Annotated in this window: 14 protein-coding genes; 6 read left to right on the top strand and 8 right to left on the bottom strand. The window is 56.1% G+C overall.

The window, feature by feature from the left end:
• Nucleotides 1-115: 115 nt before the first annotated feature.
• The gene (locus tag Q3V30_RS15625) at nucleotides 116-568 is read left to right on the top strand and encodes an RcnB family protein (RefSeq protein WP_306207196.1); all 453 of its coding nucleotides are present in this window, start codon (nucleotides 116-118) and stop codon (nucleotides 566-568) included.
• 163 nt (nucleotides 569-731) lie between these two features.
• On the opposite strand, the gene Q3V30_RS15620 is transcribed toward Q3V30_RS15625, so the two are convergent.
• Nucleotides 732-1,142 carry an RcnB family protein gene (locus Q3V30_RS15620; RefSeq protein ID WP_306207194.1) on the bottom strand — a complete coding sequence of 137 codons (411 nt, stop codon included), beginning with the start codon at nucleotides 1,140-1,142 and terminating at the stop codon, nucleotides 732-734.
• Between the two features lie 150 nt (nucleotides 1,143-1,292).
• Nucleotides 1,293-2,195 carry a LysR family transcriptional regulator gene (locus Q3V30_RS15615; RefSeq protein ID WP_306207192.1) on the bottom strand — a complete coding sequence of 301 codons (903 nt, stop codon included), beginning with the start codon at nucleotides 2,193-2,195 and terminating at the stop codon, nucleotides 1,293-1,295.
• Between the two features lie 97 nt (nucleotides 2,196-2,292).
• Here Q3V30_RS15615 and Q3V30_RS15610 point away from each other — a divergent pair, with 97 nt between their 5' ends.
• Nucleotides 2,293-3,147, top strand: coding sequence for an aldo/keto reductase family oxidoreductase (locus Q3V30_RS15610; RefSeq protein WP_306207190.1), 855 nt, complete (start codon nucleotides 2,293-2,295; stop codon nucleotides 3,145-3,147).
• 160 nt (nucleotides 3,148-3,307) lie between these two features.
• On the opposite strand, the gene Q3V30_RS15605 is transcribed toward Q3V30_RS15610, so the two are convergent.
• Both Q3V30_RS15605 and Q3V30_RS15600 read right to left on the bottom strand, forming a co-directional pair.
• Entirely contained in the window at nucleotides 3,308-4,447 is a 1,140-nt protein-coding gene (locus tag Q3V30_RS15605; RefSeq protein ID WP_306207188.1) for an iron-containing alcohol dehydrogenase, read from the bottom strand.
• A 59-nt stretch (nucleotides 4,448-4,506) separates the two neighbouring features.
• Nucleotides 4,507-4,782 (bottom strand): hypothetical protein, encoded by a 276-nt coding sequence (locus Q3V30_RS15600; protein WP_306207186.1) that lies wholly within the window; start codon nucleotides 4,780-4,782, stop codon nucleotides 4,507-4,509.
• 561 nt (nucleotides 4,783-5,343) lie between these two features.
• Between Q3V30_RS15600 and pqqU the strand changes: the two genes are divergently transcribed.
• The 4 genes from pqqU to fetB all read left to right on the top strand — a co-directional run bounded on the left by pqqU (nucleotide 5,344) and on the right by fetB (nucleotide 11,607).
• On the top strand, nucleotides 5,344-7,497 hold the full coding sequence (gene pqqU / locus Q3V30_RS15595; protein WP_306207184.1) for a TonB-dependent receptor PqqU: 2,154 nt from the start codon (nucleotides 5,344-5,346) through the stop codon (nucleotides 7,495-7,497).
• Nucleotides 7,498-7,644: 147 nt separating this feature from the next.
• Nucleotides 7,645-10,035: a glucose/quinate/shikimate family membrane-bound PQQ-dependent dehydrogenase gene (locus Q3V30_RS15590; protein ID WP_306207182.1), complete on the top strand. Its 2,391-nt coding sequence runs from the start codon at nucleotides 7,645-7,647 to the stop codon at nucleotides 10,033-10,035.
• 158 nt (nucleotides 10,036-10,193) lie between these two features.
• Entirely contained in the window at nucleotides 10,194-10,862 is a 669-nt protein-coding gene (fetA, locus tag Q3V30_RS15585) for an iron efflux ABC transporter ATP-binding subunit FetA (protein WP_306207180.1), read from the top strand.
• On the top strand, nucleotides 10,849-11,607 hold the full coding sequence (gene fetB, locus Q3V30_RS15580; RefSeq protein ID WP_306207178.1) for an iron efflux ABC transporter permease subunit FetB: 759 nt from the start codon (nucleotides 10,849-10,851) through the stop codon (nucleotides 11,605-11,607). The genes fetA and fetB overlap by 14 nt, the downstream gene beginning before the upstream one ends.
• 44 nt (nucleotides 11,608-11,651) lie before the next feature.
• On the opposite strand, the gene Q3V30_RS15575 is transcribed toward fetB, so the two are convergent.
• From Q3V30_RS15575 to cydB, 4 genes are all read right to left on the bottom strand, one after another.
• Entirely contained in the window at nucleotides 11,652-12,992 is a 1,341-nt protein-coding gene (locus Q3V30_RS15575) for a carbohydrate porin (protein WP_428979213.1), read from the bottom strand.
• Between the two features lie 378 nt (nucleotides 12,993-13,370).
• Complete coding sequence (locus Q3V30_RS15570) at nucleotides 13,371-13,625, bottom strand: CsbD family protein (RefSeq protein WP_306207176.1); 255 nt, start codon at nucleotides 13,623-13,625, stop codon at nucleotides 13,371-13,373.
• 157 nt (nucleotides 13,626-13,782) lie between these two features.
• Nucleotides 13,783-13,941 (bottom strand): DUF2474 domain-containing protein, encoded by a 159-nt coding sequence (locus Q3V30_RS15565; protein WP_306207175.1) that lies wholly within the window; start codon nucleotides 13,939-13,941, stop codon nucleotides 13,783-13,785.
• 52 nt (nucleotides 13,942-13,993) lie between these two features.
• Nucleotides 13,994-15,001, bottom strand: coding sequence for a cytochrome d ubiquinol oxidase subunit II (cydB, locus tag Q3V30_RS15560; protein WP_306207173.1), 1,008 nt, complete (start codon nucleotides 14,999-15,001; stop codon nucleotides 13,994-13,996).

The raw sequence follows: 15,001 nt of genomic DNA, 5'->3' as shown, positions 1-15,001 counted from the left end.
AAACAGCGTAAGTCTCTGGGTTTTAAGACATTAGGAACTATTTTTCCGGGCCAGAGTAGTCGATAGTCTCCTTCAGCGGCGCAACAGAAGCCGTGAGCAAATTGAGGACAGACCCATGAAAAAAACGACTCTGGCACTTTTGATGACCGTCTTTACAGCGAGCACCCTGTTCTCTGCCGTGACGCAGGCTGATGGGCCTCCGGGACAGCAGTGGCATCAGCAGGGTGGACACGGTGGCCCCGACGGCCACGGTGGCCCGGGTCGTGGCCCGGACCATGGCCATGATGGCCGCGGCGACTATCATGGCCATGACGATCGTGGACGGGGTCCGGATCGTCATTATGAATCGCGCGACCGCTTTGCCTGGCAGGGCCATGACTTCCGTCGTGGGGAACGCATGCCGCCACGCTTCCGCGGTGACGATTATCGCGTGAGTAACTGGCACGAGCGTGGGCTGCGTGAGCCGCCTCGCGGCGAACACTGGGCTTATATTGACGGCAACTATGTGCTGATTGCCGCAGCGACCGGCATTATTACCTCTATCCTGCTGAATAACGCCTTCAACTAAGTTTACCGGAGGGCTGGGACAATATGTGCCGGCCCTCAAGAGCGCTTTCCCTTATCACCCGCGCAGGCATCTTCAGATTTACCCGTTGCTCTACAGGGTGATAGCCGTAAAAAAGCCCCGCCAGATTCTGGCGGGCTTTTTATCTTTCCCGGAGAAGATTGGGTTACTGATGCGTGATAATTGAGGTGATTACGCCAGTGGCCACCGCGATCAGCACGTAGTTGCCGTCGACGTTCTGCCAGCGATGCCCGGCCGGTGGGGCTTTCAGGCCACGTTTATGCCAGTCGGTAACCTGATAACTTTCACCACGATACTTCTTCGGAAGCGGACGGCCACGGTGGAATTCTGCATGGCGTGCCTGCTGATGGTTTGACTGCTGGTGCTGCGGCTCGCGATGCTCACTCTGATGAGGCTGTGCGTTATGCCCCTCAGGCTGACCATGCTGCTGCTGGCTGCCCTGCGGTGGGCGCTTTACCTGCTCGTCATGACCCTGCTGCGGACCTTCAGCAAATGCGCTCAGGCTGGCGGTGGCAAACAGCAGCGCAGAAAGGATAACAGTGCCTGATTTTTTCATCTTTTTTCCCCTGTTGGTATCGACCAACCTTTTGTTGATAAAGCCAATTTGGGGAGTTCGCCACCCAAGAACAAGATGAATAGTCTTAAGAACAGCCTTCTTAACGCTAAATTTACGCTTAGCTTGCAAAAAGCTGACTAAGGGCGGGCTTTAGCTGCCAGCTTCACGCACAAAATCGATAAAGGCGCGCAGCGGGGCGGGGATCAGGCGGCGGTCAGGATAATAGAGCCAGGGGCCAGGAAACGTCAGCCACCAGGGCTGCATGACCGGTTCAAGCTTGCCGCTCTCAAACGCCGGCTTGAGCCACTCTTCAAACAGGTAGAGGATCCCGCCGCCCGCAATAGCTGTCTCCACGGCCAGATCCATGCCGCTGCCGATACTTACCAGCAGCTGGCCCGCCGGTTTCACCTTGAGCAGCTCGCCCTCTTTTTCGAATTCCCACTCCGGCACCACGCCGCTGGCGAACCGACCGCGAATGCAGCGGTGCTGTATCAACTCGTGCGGGTGGATGGGGCGCCCGGCCTGGTCGAGATAGGCCGGAGAGGCAGCCAGGGCGAAACGCTGCTGGCGTGGACCAATGGGAAGGGCTATCACATCCTGCTCCAGCGTTTCGTCATAGCGGATCCCGGCGTCACATCCGTCGCGGAAGACATCCTGAACGTTGCTCTCCGCCACCACTTCCAGCTGAATGTCAGGATAGCGGGCCAGAAAGGCGGGGACGATAGCGGGCAGGATCAGCCGGGAGGCGCTGACCGGCACGTTGAGCCTTAATGTGCCTGCGGGCGTTTCACGGAAACGATTGATGTCATCCAGCGCAGACTCTACCTCGTTCATGGCGGGCAGCAGTCGTTCCATCAGCGTCCTGCCAACTTCGGTTAGCGCAACGGTTCGGGTAGTGCGGTGGAACAGCCTCACGCCGAGCTGCTGCTCCGCACGCCGCACCGCATCGCTCAGACGTGAGGGGTTACTGCCGGTGACGCGCGCGGCCTCACGAAAGCCACCCGCTTTGGCAACCGCTACCACTGCATGCAACAGCGTGATATCCAGCTTCATTGTCCGCCTCCCCGTACACTCTGTCGTTATTTTAGCGGATAGTTGCACAGTAACGTGGTCGCTACAATCAGTGGGTCACTTACTCAGGAGATCCGCTATGACTGTTTCACTCACTTATACGCTTGGCGATCGACAACTTAACCGGATGGGCTATGGCGCAATGCAGCTCGCCGGTCCTGGCGTTTTTGGCCCGCCCGCAGATGAAGCTGCCGCCGTGAATGTACTGCGCGCAGCCGTAGCGTCCGGCGTTGAAATGATCGATACGTCCGATTTTTACGGGCCGCATATCACTAACCAGCTGATCAAAAAAGCGCTGCACCCTTATGCCAGCTCGCTCACTCTGGTCACCAAAGTGGGCTGCCGTCGGGACGAAAAAGGGGGCTGGCTCCCCGCTTTTAGTGCCGAAGAGCTGACCCGTGCGGTAGAGGAGAACCTGCATAACCTCGGGCTGGAGAGGCTGGAGGTCGTCAACCTGCGGAGCATGTTAAACGTGCATAAACCTCAGGAAGGCTCTCTTGAAGCACCGCTGGCGGCGTTACTGCAGCTGAAAGAGCGTGGCCTGATCCGCCATATCGGTTTAAGCAACGTTACGCCGAAACAGGTTGAAGATGCTCAGCGGATGACGCCGATCGCCTGCGTGCAGAATCTCTATAATCTGGCGAACCGACAGGATGATGAGCTGGTGGAGACGCTGGCAAAACAGGGCATCGCCTATGTGCCGTTCTTCCCGCTGGGTGGATTTACGCCGTTGCAGTCTGCCGGGCTGTCTGAAGTCGCTCAGGCGCTGAATGCCACGCCAATGCAGGTAGCGCTCGCCTGGCTGTTGCAGCGCTCGCCAAATATTATGTTGATCCCGGGGACCTCATCGGTGACGCATCTGCAGGAGAATATGGCTGCCGTCAGGCTGACGTTGTCCGGGGAGGCGCTCGAAACACTGAACAATATGGGCTGAACGCCCGGACAGTAAAGAAACGGCGTCCGGAAGGCAACCCGGACGCCGTAGTGTGTTTCGCGATAAAACCGCTATATGCGGGCAAAGCCTTGTAGTGGGGTGGGTGCATATTCAGGCAATACGCCACAGCTTGTTGAAAGAGGGCATAAGCTCGCTGCTGTTAAGCGATCGAGTAAGCCTCTTCCAGCATAAATCGCTGCTCCTCTTCGCTGTAGCTCACCAGCGAATTTTTGCTGTTGGCGCGTGCGAGGATCCACTCTGCTTCCTCTGCCGTCAGCGGCTGCGCATCGTGCCAGAAGGGGGTGATGGCGTTGTCCCTGAGCCAGTGTTGCAACATTCTGGCTGGCGGCAGGGTAAACCCCGGGAACAGTGCCGTGGCTAAATCATCCATTAACAGCTGCTGCTGTTCATCTTCCGTCTTACTGAGTATCGTCAGGAAGGGCAGCAGTAAACGCCCGCACACTTCACCATGATGGTAATCCTTTATCGCCCCCAGCTCTCCGGCAATGCCGTGGATCACCCCTAAACCGGCCATGCTCAGCGACAAGCCCCCTTGCCAGGAAGCAAACATCATCTGCTCGCGCGCTCTGTCACCCTGTTCATCATCGCGATTGAGATGCGGCCAGGCGCTGATAAATGCCCGCATTCCCGTCAGGGCTGTCTGACGGCTGAAGAAATTGCCTTTACTGGAAAGGTAAGCTTCAAACAGGTGGGTGAAGGCGTCAATCGCACAGCACGCCAGCACATGATCGGGCGCGCCGCGCAGCAGGTCAGGGTCCAGAATCGCAATATCAGGGACAAAGTTGGCGTGGCGCAGCGAGGCTTTCACTTTAATCCCGGCTTTGTCTGTGACCACGGCGTTCTGCGTAACCTCGCTGCCGGTGCCCGCCGTGGTAGGAACAGCAATCAGCGGCAGCGTAGCGCCAGTAACCGGCGTGTCGCCGACTTTTTCCAGATAGCGCAAGGTGTTGAGCGGATGCTGGCTCAGCGCCGCAAAGGCTTTTGCCGCATCCAGCACGCTGCCGCCGCCAATGGCGACTACCCGTGCGACCTTACCACGCCAGCGCGCCACCCAGCTGTCGATCTCATCAGGCGAGGCTTCGTGGCTGACAATCTCATGCCCCAGCAGCAGCGGCGTCAGATCGTCTTTCAGCGCCTGCCACGTCGCGCTTTGCAGAAAGGAGCGACCACAAAAGAGTAAGGTAGGCTGAACCTCTTTCTGCAGCAGCGGCAGCAGTTCACGCAGGCTTCCGCGGCCAAAAAAGGTGTGACGGTTAGCTATCATCTGGCTGGTGCTCATCGGTTTTCCAGTAGGGTCAGAAACAGAGCAGACAGGCTACCTTGCCGGGCGGCTAAAGATCAAATCGAGCGGGAAGGGCAGCTAAAGGTAAAGACTTTGTCCTGCGGCGCATTCACCACCATAAAGCGGGTATCAGAGAGCCGCATCGCCAGCCAGCCCTCTTTCGTCACCGCGGAAGGGACATATTGCTGCCGGTCCGCTGAGTGCAAAGGGCCGCTTTCCACTACGCTTTCCGGTAGCGTCACGCTGAAAGAGGTGAAACGATCGACAATTTTACCCTCAAGGTTGCCCAGGCTGCGGCCATCCAGCGTCTGCAGATTTCCCTGACAGATCATGCCCCGCTCACCGGATGAACAGGCTGTTAACAACACCAACGCGGCGGCGACGGAAATTCTCCCTGCTCGCCGGCAGAATCCCGTCTCGTTAAAAATGGCTCTATCCTGCCGCTCCATAATGCATCCTTTTCATCGTGTAATGGGTTGAGTATAGCGGGGAGTTTGTTAAATTTCCCCTCCCGAAAACCCTGGCAAGTAGAGGGGGAAACCGCGCGTTGAGCGCCTTTGTCAGGAGCTTGTTATCATTTTGTGGGGTGTGACTGAATCAATTCAGCTAAACAGGCTACAAAAGTTCGCAAACCAATTATTGAGTGCTACACTCTTTGCCGATTTTGACACTTTCCCCTTATTCTTCGCATTTGAACAGCCGTTTTACTCGACTGATTGCGCTAATGCCTTCTATTTTGTAGGGGATCTGGCGGGCAAGTTTCGAAACTGCTTGTATACTTTTCCAGCATTGCTGTGCGCGTTTCTCAACCGCGATGAGCTGTACAAAAAACCTTTTGTACACTCAGTTGAGGAGCTTTTGACGGATAAACTTTTAAACAACGAACCGATCCTGTGAACAACAAAACGTCTGCCTTACTAATTACGCCGCTGTGTTTACTGCAGCCTGTCGTGAGTTATGCTCAATCGCCCACCGTTCAGAGCGGAGATGCTGCTGCCCAGGGCAATACCCTGATGGTTGTTAAGCAGCGTAGCGGATTGTCTGAACTGGATACGCCTGCCGCCGTCAGCGTGGTGAGCGGGGACGATCTGCGCAACAGCACGGCGCAGGTTAATCTTTCGGAAGGGTTAGGCAGCGTCCCTGGCCTGCAGATCCAGAACCGTCAGAACTACGCACAGGATCTTCAGCTTTCCGTACGGGGCTTCGGCAGCCGCTCAATGTATGGCGTTCGCGGCGTGCGGGTTTATGTGGATGGCATCCCCGCCACTATGCCGGACGGGCAGGGGCAGACCTCTAACATTGACATTAACTCCATCGATAAGGTCGACGTGCTGCGCGGCCCTTACTCCGCTCTGTATGGCAATGCCTCCGGCGGCGTGGTCAATATCGATACCCAGACCGGTAGCCAGCCCACCACGCTGACGGCGGGGACTTACTACGGCAGCTACGGCAGCTGGCGTAACAGCGTTAAAGCCAGCGGCGCTACCGGTGACGGTACCCAGGCGGGCGATGTGAATTACACCATTTCCGGCTCACGCTTTACCACGCACGGCTACCGTGACCACAGCGGCACCCAGAAAAACCTCGGCAATGCAAAGCTGGGCGTGCGCCTGGATGATGTCAGCACGCTCACCCTGATGCTGAACAGCGTGTCGGTTGATGCCAACGATCCGGGCGGCCTCTCCCGCGAAGAGTGGAAAGCGGATCCTCGCCAGTCGCCACGCGGTGACAGCTACAACACCCGTAAGAGTCTTGACCAGACCCAGGTTGGCCTGCGCTATCAGCGGGAGATGAGCGAGAACGACCAGCTCACCCTGACCACCTGGCACGGGGAGCGCCATACCACGCAATATCAGTCTATTCCTCAGGCCCCACAGCGCAATCCAACCCATGCTGGCGGCGTCATTGTGCTGGAGCGCAAATATTCCGGCGTCGACACCCGCTGGAAGCATCAGGACCAGATCGGTTCCGTGCCGTTCAGCGTGATCGGCGGCCTGGATTACGAGACCATGACCGAGCGCCGTCAGGGATTTGAAAACTACAACCTGGTTAATGGCGTGCCGGAATATGGCGAGAAGGGCAGCCAGCGTCGCAACGAAAAGAATGTGATGTGGAACCTGGACCCTTACCTGCAGAGCAGTTGGGCGCTGACGCCAAAATGGACGCTGGATGCCGGTGTGCGTTACAGCACTGTAAGCTTTGATTCTGAAGACTACTATGTCACTCCCGGCAACGGCGATGACAGCGGCAGCAAACGCTATCACAAGCTGCTGCCGATGGGCTCGCTGAACTATGCGGTCACCGATGCCTGGAACCTCTATTTCTCAGCGGGGCGTGGCTTTGAGACGCCGACCATTAATGAACTCTCCTACCGTTCGGTGAACGGCAGCCAGACCGGCCTGAACCTGGGGCTGAAGCCCTCCACCAGCGACACCTTTGAGTTGGGCAGTAAAACCCGCCTGGGTTATGGCCTGCTGACCGCCGCGCTCTTCCAGACCAACACCGACAACGAGCTGGTGGTCGCTGACAGTGAAGCGGGGCGTTCAGTTTATAAGAACGCAGGCAAAACGCGCCGCCGTGGCGTGGAGCTCTCCTTCGACCAGCAGTTTGCTGAAAACTGGCAGATGAAAATGGCCTGGACCTGGCTGGATGCCACCTATCGTAATGAAACCTGCGATGACAGCGGTAACTGTACCCCTTCCGGCAATCGTCTGCCGGGCGTAGCGAAAAACATGGGCTATGCATCGCTGGGCTGGCTGCCGGAGCAGGGGCTGCATGCGGGGGCCGATATTCGCTACATGAGCAGCATTCAGGCCGATGATGAAAACAACGCAAAAGCGCCTTCTTATACGGTGGTTGGCCTGAACGCGGGCTATAAATTTGGCTGGGATAAGTGGTCTCTGGACCTGTTCAGCCGCGTCGATAATCTTTTTGACAAAGAATATGTAGGCTCAGTGATCGTCAACGAAGGCAATGGCCGTTACTACGAGCCGGCGCCAGGGCGTAATTACGGCGTGGGCGCTACGCTCTCTTATACGTTCCTGTAATCAAGTATCCAGCACAACCTGCCGCTCAGCGAAAGTCTGGCGGCGGGTTCAAAACACCGGGATGGATAAGCGGTATTAACCGAGTGTTTTTTGCGATTTAGCATACGATCTAAATCGAAGACGTTAAATTTTGGTAAGGTCCATACTATGCAAAGTAAAACACCGTTATCACGGATACTCGTGATGATTACGGCTGTGTTCGCCCTCCTCAGCGGGTTGTACCTGCTGATTGGGGGTATCTGGCTGGCAAAAATCGGCGGCTCGTTCTATTACATCATCGCTGGTGTGATTGAGCTGGTTGTCGCCTGGCTGCTGTTCCGCCGCCGCTCTTCAGCGCTGCTGCTTTATGCGGTATTCCTGCTGGCGACGCTTGTCTGGTCGCTCTGGGAAGTGGGGTCCGATTTCTGGGCGCTGACGCCGCGTCTTGACGTCACCTTCTTCCTCGGCCTGTGGCTGGTGCTGCCGTTCGTCTACCGTGGCCTGAGCCAGGGCAAATTTGCCCGTGGCGCGCTGAGCCTGGTGCTGGTGGTGACCGTTATTGCGCTGGCTTACTCGGTCTTTAACGATCCGCAGGAGATCAACGGCTCCCTCAGCCCTGAACAGGCTGCGAACATTGAGAAGTCTGGTGAGGGCATCGCTGCCGGAGACTGGCCTGCTTATGGTCGTACTCAGGCCGGAACGCGCTACTCGCCGCTGACGCAGATCAACGATAAAAACGTTGGCCAGCTGAAGGAAGCATGGACCTTCCGTACCGGTGATATGAAGCGCCCAACCGATCCGGGCGAGCTTACCGATGAAGTGACGCCAATCAAAATCGGCGATTCTCTCTACCTCTGTACGCCGCACCAGATCCTGTTTGCGCTGGATGCCGCTACCGGTAAAGAGAAGTGGAAATTTGATCCGCAGCTGAAAACCGATCCCTCCTTCCAGCACGTGACCTGCCGCGGTGTCTCTTACTACCAGGCGCCTGAAGTGGCAACGCTGCCAGCGGGTAGCAAACCTGCAATGTGCGCACGCCGCATCATCCTGCCGGTGAACGATGGTCACCTCTATGCGCTGGATGCGGAAACGGGCGCTCTCTGCCCGGAATTTGGCGAAAATGGCAAGCTGAACCTTCAGCAGAACATGCCTAACGCCCGTGCCGGTGCTTACGAGCCAACTTCACCGCCGATCATCACCGATAAAGTGATTGTGATTGCTGGTGCCGTCACCGATAACTACTCCACTAAAGAGCCTTCCGGCGTGATCCGTGGTTTCGATGTTAACAGCGGTAAACTGCTGTGGGCCTTCGATACCGGCGCCAAAGACCCTAACGTGCTGCCGGAAGCTGAGCAGCATTACGTGGCTAACTCGCCTAACTCATGGGCGCCCGCTGCTTATGATGCGAAGCTGGATCTGGTTTACCTGCCAATCGGTGTGGCAACGCCTGATATCTGGGGCGGCAACCGCACCCCGGAAATGGAGCGTTTCGCCACCGGCTTGCTGGCGCTGAACGCCACTACCGGTAAACTGGCCTGGTTCTACCAGACCGTGCATCACGATCTGTGGGATATGGACGTGCCGGCGCAGCCGACGCTGGCTGACATTACCGATAAAAACGGCAACAGCGTTCCGGTAGTGTATGTTCCAACCAAAACGGGCGATATCTTTGTTCTGGATCGCCGTAGCGGTAAGGAAGTCGTCCCGGCTCCGGAAACGCCGGTGCCGCAGGGCGCTGCGAAGGGTGACCACGTCAATCCTACTCAGCACTTCTCTGAGCTGACCTACCGTCCGAAAGCCAAACTCTCTGGTGCGGACATGTGGGGCGCGACTATCTACGATCAGTTGATCTGTCGTGTTATGTTCCACAGCCTGCGCTATGAAGGTCCGTTTACGCCGCCTTCAGAGCAGGGCACGCTGGTGTTCCCGGGTAACCTGGGCATGTTCGAGTGGGGCGGTATCTCTGTGGATACCGATCGCCAGATCGCCGTGACCAACCCAATGGCGCTGCCGTTTGTTTCCCGTCTGATCCCACGTGGTCCAAATAACCCACTCTGGCCTGGCGAGGGCGACAAAGGCGGCAGCGGAACAGAAACCGGCGTTCAGCCACAGTATGGCGTGCCATACGGCGTGACCCTGAACCCGTTCCTGTCGCCGCTGGGCTTCCCTTGTAAGCAACCTGCATGGGGCTATGTCTCTGCGGTGGATCTGAAAACGAACGATATCGTGTGGAAAAAACGCATCGGTACCGTGCGTGACAGCTCGCCAATCCCACTGCCGTTCAAAATGGGGATGCCTATGCTGGGCGCGCCAATCTCTACCGCAGGTAACGTGATGTTTATCGGGGCAACCGCAGATAACTACCTGCGCGCGTTTAACGTCACCAACGGTAAAGCGCTGTGGGAAGCCCGCCTGCCCGCTGGCGGCCAGGCAACCCCAATGACCTACGAGGTGAACGGCAAGCAGTATGTGCTGATTGCAGCGGGTGGTCATGGCTCCTTCGGCACCAAGCTGGGCGACTACATCGTGGCCTACGCGCTGCCTGACGACGCGAAGTAACAGCACCTCCCGGCATTCGGGTACTGAATGCTGAATGAACCAAGGCAACCGTTTCGGCGGTTGCCCTTTTTTTGTCTTTTCTCCAATGGAAAAAACGCCTGCATTTTCCCCGCCAGGCGTTATCATTCGGGCGTTTATTTCAATCAGGTTGAGTGACCATGTCGCAAACTTCTCCCCTGCTGGACGTGCAGGATATTAGCTACACTCAGGATGGCACGACGCTGCTGGCCCCCATTTCACTGCAGCTCAGTCAGGGGGAGTTTCTCCTGCTGACCGGCCCCTCCGGCAGCGGTAAAAGCACACTGCTGAAAATCATCGCCTCATTACTTGAACCCTCTCAGGGCGCTATCCGCTTTGAAGGTCGGCCTGTCAGCGAGCTGAAGCCGGAACGCTATCGTCAGCAGGTCTCCTACTGTTTCCAGACCCCCACGCTGTTTGGCGAGACGGTGTATGACAATCTGGCGCTGCCGTGGCAAATCCGGCAGAAAAAAGCGGACAGGGAGGCACTCCGGGGGTGGCTTAAAAAGGTGAATCTGCCCGAAGAGATGCTGGATAAAAAGTGTGAGCAGCTCTCTGGCGGCGAGAAACAGCGCGTCGCTCTGCTGCGCAATCTGCAGTTTTTGCCGCAGGTGCTGCTGCTGGATGAGATCACCAGCGCGCTGGATGAGGAAAACAAACGCACTATTAACCAGCTGATTAAAGGGCTGGTGAGGGAGAAAGACGTGGCGGTAATCTGGATCACGCATGACGCGGCGGAAAGAGAGCAGGCACAGCGGGTAGTGACATTAATGCCACCTTCAGGGAAGCGAAACGATGAGTCAGCATAATATTACCAACGAGTCACTAGCGCTGGCGCTGGTTCTGGTGCTGATTGCGCTACTGGTCAGCAAGAGAGAGAAGCTGGGGCTGGAGAAGGATATTGTCTGGAGCGTTGGCCGCGCCATCGTTCAGCTGATTATCGTCGGCTATGTGCTCAAGTACATCTTCGATCTCAACAACGCGTTGTTAACGATAGCGATGGTGCTGTTTATCTGCGTCAATGCCGCGCTCAACGCCCGTAAGCGCAGTCGTAACATCGGCAATGCTTTTCTGCTGTCGTTGATCGCTATTACCACCAGCACCACGCTGACGCTGCTGATTTTAGTGCTGAGCGGCTCAATTGAGTTTATGCCGATGCAGGTGATCCCTATCTCAGGGATGATCGCCGGTAATGCGATGGTGGCGGTAGGGCTCTGCTACAGCAATCTTAATCAGCGTTTTGCCGATAACCGGCAGAAAATTCAGGAGATGCTGAGCCTGGGCGCTTCGGTGAAAGTCGCTTCAGGTAAGCTGATCCGCGACAGCATTCGCGCCGCAATGATCCCAACGGTCGATGCCGCCAAAACGGTGGGGCTGGTGAGTTTGCCGGGCATGATGTCGGGCCTGATCTTTGCCGGTATCGATCCGGTAAAAGCGATTAAATATCAGATCATGGTGACGTTTATGCTGCTGGGTACCGCCAGTCTCTCGACGATTATCGCCGGTTATCTGGCCTACCGCCGCTTCTTTACCTCGCGGGCGCAGCTGCGTTAAACGTAAAAGAGAGGCGGATCGAACGATCCGCCTCTGGGGCCAAATCAGAAGTTGATATTGGCGCTGATGCCGCCGACAAAGGCATCCTTCACTTCACTAACCGCACCTGGTGAAGTGACATACTGCAGGTTTGGACGCAGTTTCAGCCAGTTAGTCACCTGGGCATTGTAGTAAATTTCATAGTTATATTCGGAGCCGCTCTGGATCGGCAGGTAAGTAGGGTTGTCGTAATCGTTTACCCCATTCTCCCGGTTTGTTTCGCGCAGCATATTGCCATAGTCATCGTTAACGTGAATACGGGCGGCGCCAACGCCGATCTCATCTTTTGGACGCGCGTCAAACGGCCCTTTCCAGACGAACGCTATCGACTGGTAGTTGTCCGTTTTCGAGGTTTTATGGTCGTTCATTACGGCCTGAACATTGATTCCCAGACCGCGGTTATTGTCGCCATCTGTCGCCGTTAACTGTTGTTGCAGCAGTAAATATCCACCGTAAGCGTGGTTCTCCTCGCCATACTCTCCGTTGCTGTAGGAGCTGTAGTTGTCCCCTTTCACCGAAGAGTAGTACATGCCGATGCGGTAGTTACCCGGCAGCTTGTCGGCACCCAGGAAAGGTCTCCAGCCTAATTCCACCGGCACCATATTGCCAAGCGTCGGGCTGGTATCCAGACGGAAACCGTTGGCGGTGTCGTAGTTTGAAGCCGTCTGATTATAGAAGCCCACCTGGAAGAACATCTCTGGCGTGAAGTTAAACTTCACGCGGCCGCCCCACTGTGACACTGGCCAGTTGAACCAGCGGTCGCCGCGCCAGTTCCCTGCCTGGCCGCTGCCAAACGCCAGGTTCTGGAAATTACTGTCGAAGGTATCAAAATCCTCGCCCACGGTGACGCGACCGGCTTTCACTTCTACCGCGTTATCAAAGAAGCCTTTATTCAACCAGAACTGCGTCAGACGCCAGGTTTGCCCGCGTCCCCACACTTCCTGTACCGAGGAGAGGCCACCTGAGCGGGGATCGTTAATCTGATCCGTCAGGTTCTGGCCGTTACGGCTGGTGATGGTGGCCTGAAACTGCGTGTCTTTCCAGTTCAGCAGCTTGTCCAGGTCCAGCGTGGTGCCAAAGCCCCACTGGTCGGTATAACGGGCCGTGGTCGAGTCCCGGTAACCGCCGGAGAAATTACTGGCGGATTCCATGGTGTAGTTCACCTGGAACTCCACGCCATCCTCTTTTAACTGGCTGCGGTAACCTTCCCAGTCACCAAATGCATAGGGGGAATCCATGCTTAGCGGCGCAAAATCTGCCAGCGCAGAGCCGGATGCCAGCATCAGTCCAAAACCACAGAACGCCACCGATCTTTTTAACGTGGTTTGCGGGAGTTTGCTTTTCATTGTGAAACACCTTCTTTTTATAGGAATAACACTGTCCTTCATAACGTCGGGCAGGGAACGTTACGGCCGTGCTTAAGCATTTTCTCCTGCTCAGGGGATCTGTGTAGGGGGGAAGTGCTGACATAAGCCTGAACCTGCGGCCTTAACGGAACGAATAAGAGCATTAAACGGGGTTTTAGTTGTTTTAATTAGTGCTGAAATGATTAGCAAGATATGGAATAAGATCAAAATTTTAAAGTGGATCACACTTTAACGTGAAGAGGTGGCAGGACGGAGGGAAGAGGGTAGGGCAAAAGAGGAGTGGCAGAGAGCAGGCATAAAAAAAGGCCGAAAATGTCGGCCTTTTCTGGAGGGCGGCGCTAAGCCACCCCGGGCTGATTAACGGCGACCAAAAATCTTCGCCGCCAGGAAGCCCACGCCAGCGGCAATCGCCAGCGAGACAAACGGCGCTTCCTGCGTTTTGTTTTTCACGCAGTCCAGCGCATCATCCACAGCATAGGTCGCTTTCGCTGCGTTCTGGCGCACACGCCCTTTGAACTCATGCTCTGGAGAATCGACAGCTTTACCAAACTGCTCCTGACCTTTGCCCAGCGCTTCGTCTGCTTTATCGTTCGCTTTATCTAAAAGACTCATACTGTCTCCTTTATGTTGGCATGATTCCTCATGGAAGAACTCTAAGCGTAGACCATCCGTGGCGTTATACCGCCTCGGTTATGTGACTATTTATGACGAACGTAAAGAAAAGGGCCGACAATTGTCGGCCCTTTGCGCATGACTGGCATTCAGAGGATCAATGCGACTTCATGCCGGCAGCGGTCATCATAAAGCGGAACAGGGTAGCTACAACGCCCAGCGCCATCACGCTGCAGGCATAGATAACAATCATCCACAGGACGCGTTTCCACGCCGGAGATTTTGTCACTTGCTGAGATTCTGTCGCAACTCTCATAGATTTCTCCTAATACCTTTCATCTTCCGGCATTTACATACCGGCTAAATAATCAATGGTAACCTTCGTCCGGGTTGATTTTCCCGCGGAATACGTAATAGCTCCAGAAGGTGTACGCCAGGATAAATGGAATAATCAGCAGGCCGCCAACCAGCATAAAGCCCTGGCTCTGCGGCGGAGAGGCCGCCTGCCAGATAGTGATATGCGGCGGAATAATATTTGGCCAGATGCTGATGCCAAGACCGGTGAAGCCCAGGAAGACCAGCGCCAGCGTCAACAGGAACGGCGAGTAGTGCGCATGGCGGTTCAGTGAACGCATCAGGCCCCAGGAGGCCAGCGCCACCAGTACCGGAACAGGAACAAACCAGAAGACGTTTGGCAGTGTAAACCAGCGCTTCATGATGTCCGCATGTTCCAGCGGTGTCCAGATGCTCACTATCACGATAATGGCCAACAGAACAATCAGCAGAGGCTTGGTCAGCGCGGTCATTTTGCGATGCAGCTCATTTTCGGTTTTCATGATTAGCCAGGTGCTGCCCAGCAGAGCATACGCCACTACCAGACCCAGCCCGCAGAAGAGCGAGAAGGGCGTCAGCCACAGCAGCTCAGGGCCGCTGTAGGCGCGGTTAGTGACTTCAAAACCGTTGATAAAGGTGCCCAGCACCACACCCTGGCTGAAGGTCGCCAGAATTGAGCCGGCAATAAAGGATTTATCCCAGAATGCGCGGTGCTCTTCTGTAGCCTTGAAGCGGAACTCAAACGCCACGCCACGGAAAATCAGGCCGATCAGCATGGCGGTCAGCGGCACTGAGAGCGCATCCAGAATCACCGCGTAGGCCAGCGGGAAGGCGCCATAAAGCGCCGCGCCGCCCAGCACCAGCCAGGTTTCGTTGCCGTCCCAGACGGGGGCAACGGTATTCACCATCATATCGCGTTCGGTGGCATCCTTATTGAACGGAAACAGAATGCCGATACCGAGGTCGAACCCATCCATCACGATATACATCAGGGTCGAAAAGACGATGATGGTAAACCAGATAATTGAAGTATCAATACCCAC

Origin of the sequence: Erwinia pyri, assembly GCF_030758455.1 — a bacterium.
Lineage (GTDB): Bacteria > Pseudomonadota > Gammaproteobacteria > Enterobacterales > Enterobacteriaceae > Erwinia > Erwinia pyri.
The sequence above is the reverse complement of the archived record's forward strand: the minus strand, read 5'-3'. Positions and strand labels throughout refer to the sequence as shown.

Excerpts from the sequence above, each read along its gene's own strand:
- Q3V30_RS15625 (WP_306207196.1), top strand. The coding sequence starts at position 116 with ATGAAAAAAACGACTCTGGCACTTTTGATGACCGTCTTTACAGCGAGC.
- Q3V30_RS15620 (WP_306207194.1), bottom strand. The coding sequence starts at position 1,142 with ATGAAAAAATCAGGCACTGTTATCCTTTCTGCGCTGCTGTTTGCCACC.
- Q3V30_RS15615 (WP_306207192.1), bottom strand. The coding sequence starts at position 2,195 with ATGAAGCTGGATATCACGCTGTTGCATGCAGTGGTAGCGGTTGCCAAA.
- Q3V30_RS15610 (WP_306207190.1), top strand. The coding sequence starts at position 2,293 with ATGACTGTTTCACTCACTTATACGCTTGGCGATCGACAACTTAACCGG.
- Q3V30_RS15605 (WP_306207188.1), bottom strand. The coding sequence starts at position 4,447 with ATGAGCACCAGCCAGATGATAGCTAACCGTCACACCTTTTTTGGCCGC.
- Q3V30_RS15600 (WP_306207186.1), bottom strand. The coding sequence starts at position 4,782 with ATGATCTGTCAGGGAAATCTGCAGACGCTGGATGGCCGCAGCCTGGGC.
- Q3V30_RS15590 (WP_306207182.1), top strand. The coding sequence starts at position 7,645 with ATGCAAAGTAAAACACCGTTATCACGGATACTCGTGATGATTACGGCT.
- fetA (WP_306207180.1), top strand. The coding sequence starts at position 10,194 with ATGTCGCAAACTTCTCCCCTGCTGGACGTGCAGGATATTAGCTACACT.
- fetB (WP_306207178.1), top strand. The coding sequence starts at position 10,849 with ATGAGTCAGCATAATATTACCAACGAGTCACTAGCGCTGGCGCTGGTT.
- Q3V30_RS15575 (WP_428979213.1), bottom strand. The coding sequence starts at position 12,992 with ATGAAAAGCAAACTCCCGCAAACCACGTTAAAAAGATCGGTGGCGTTC.
- Q3V30_RS15570 (WP_306207176.1), bottom strand. The coding sequence starts at position 13,625 with ATGAGTCTTTTAGATAAAGCGAACGATAAAGCAGACGAAGCGCTGGGC.
- Q3V30_RS15565 (WP_306207175.1), bottom strand. The coding sequence starts at position 13,941 with ATGAGAGTTGCGACAGAATCTCAGCAAGTGACAAAATCTCCGGCGTGG.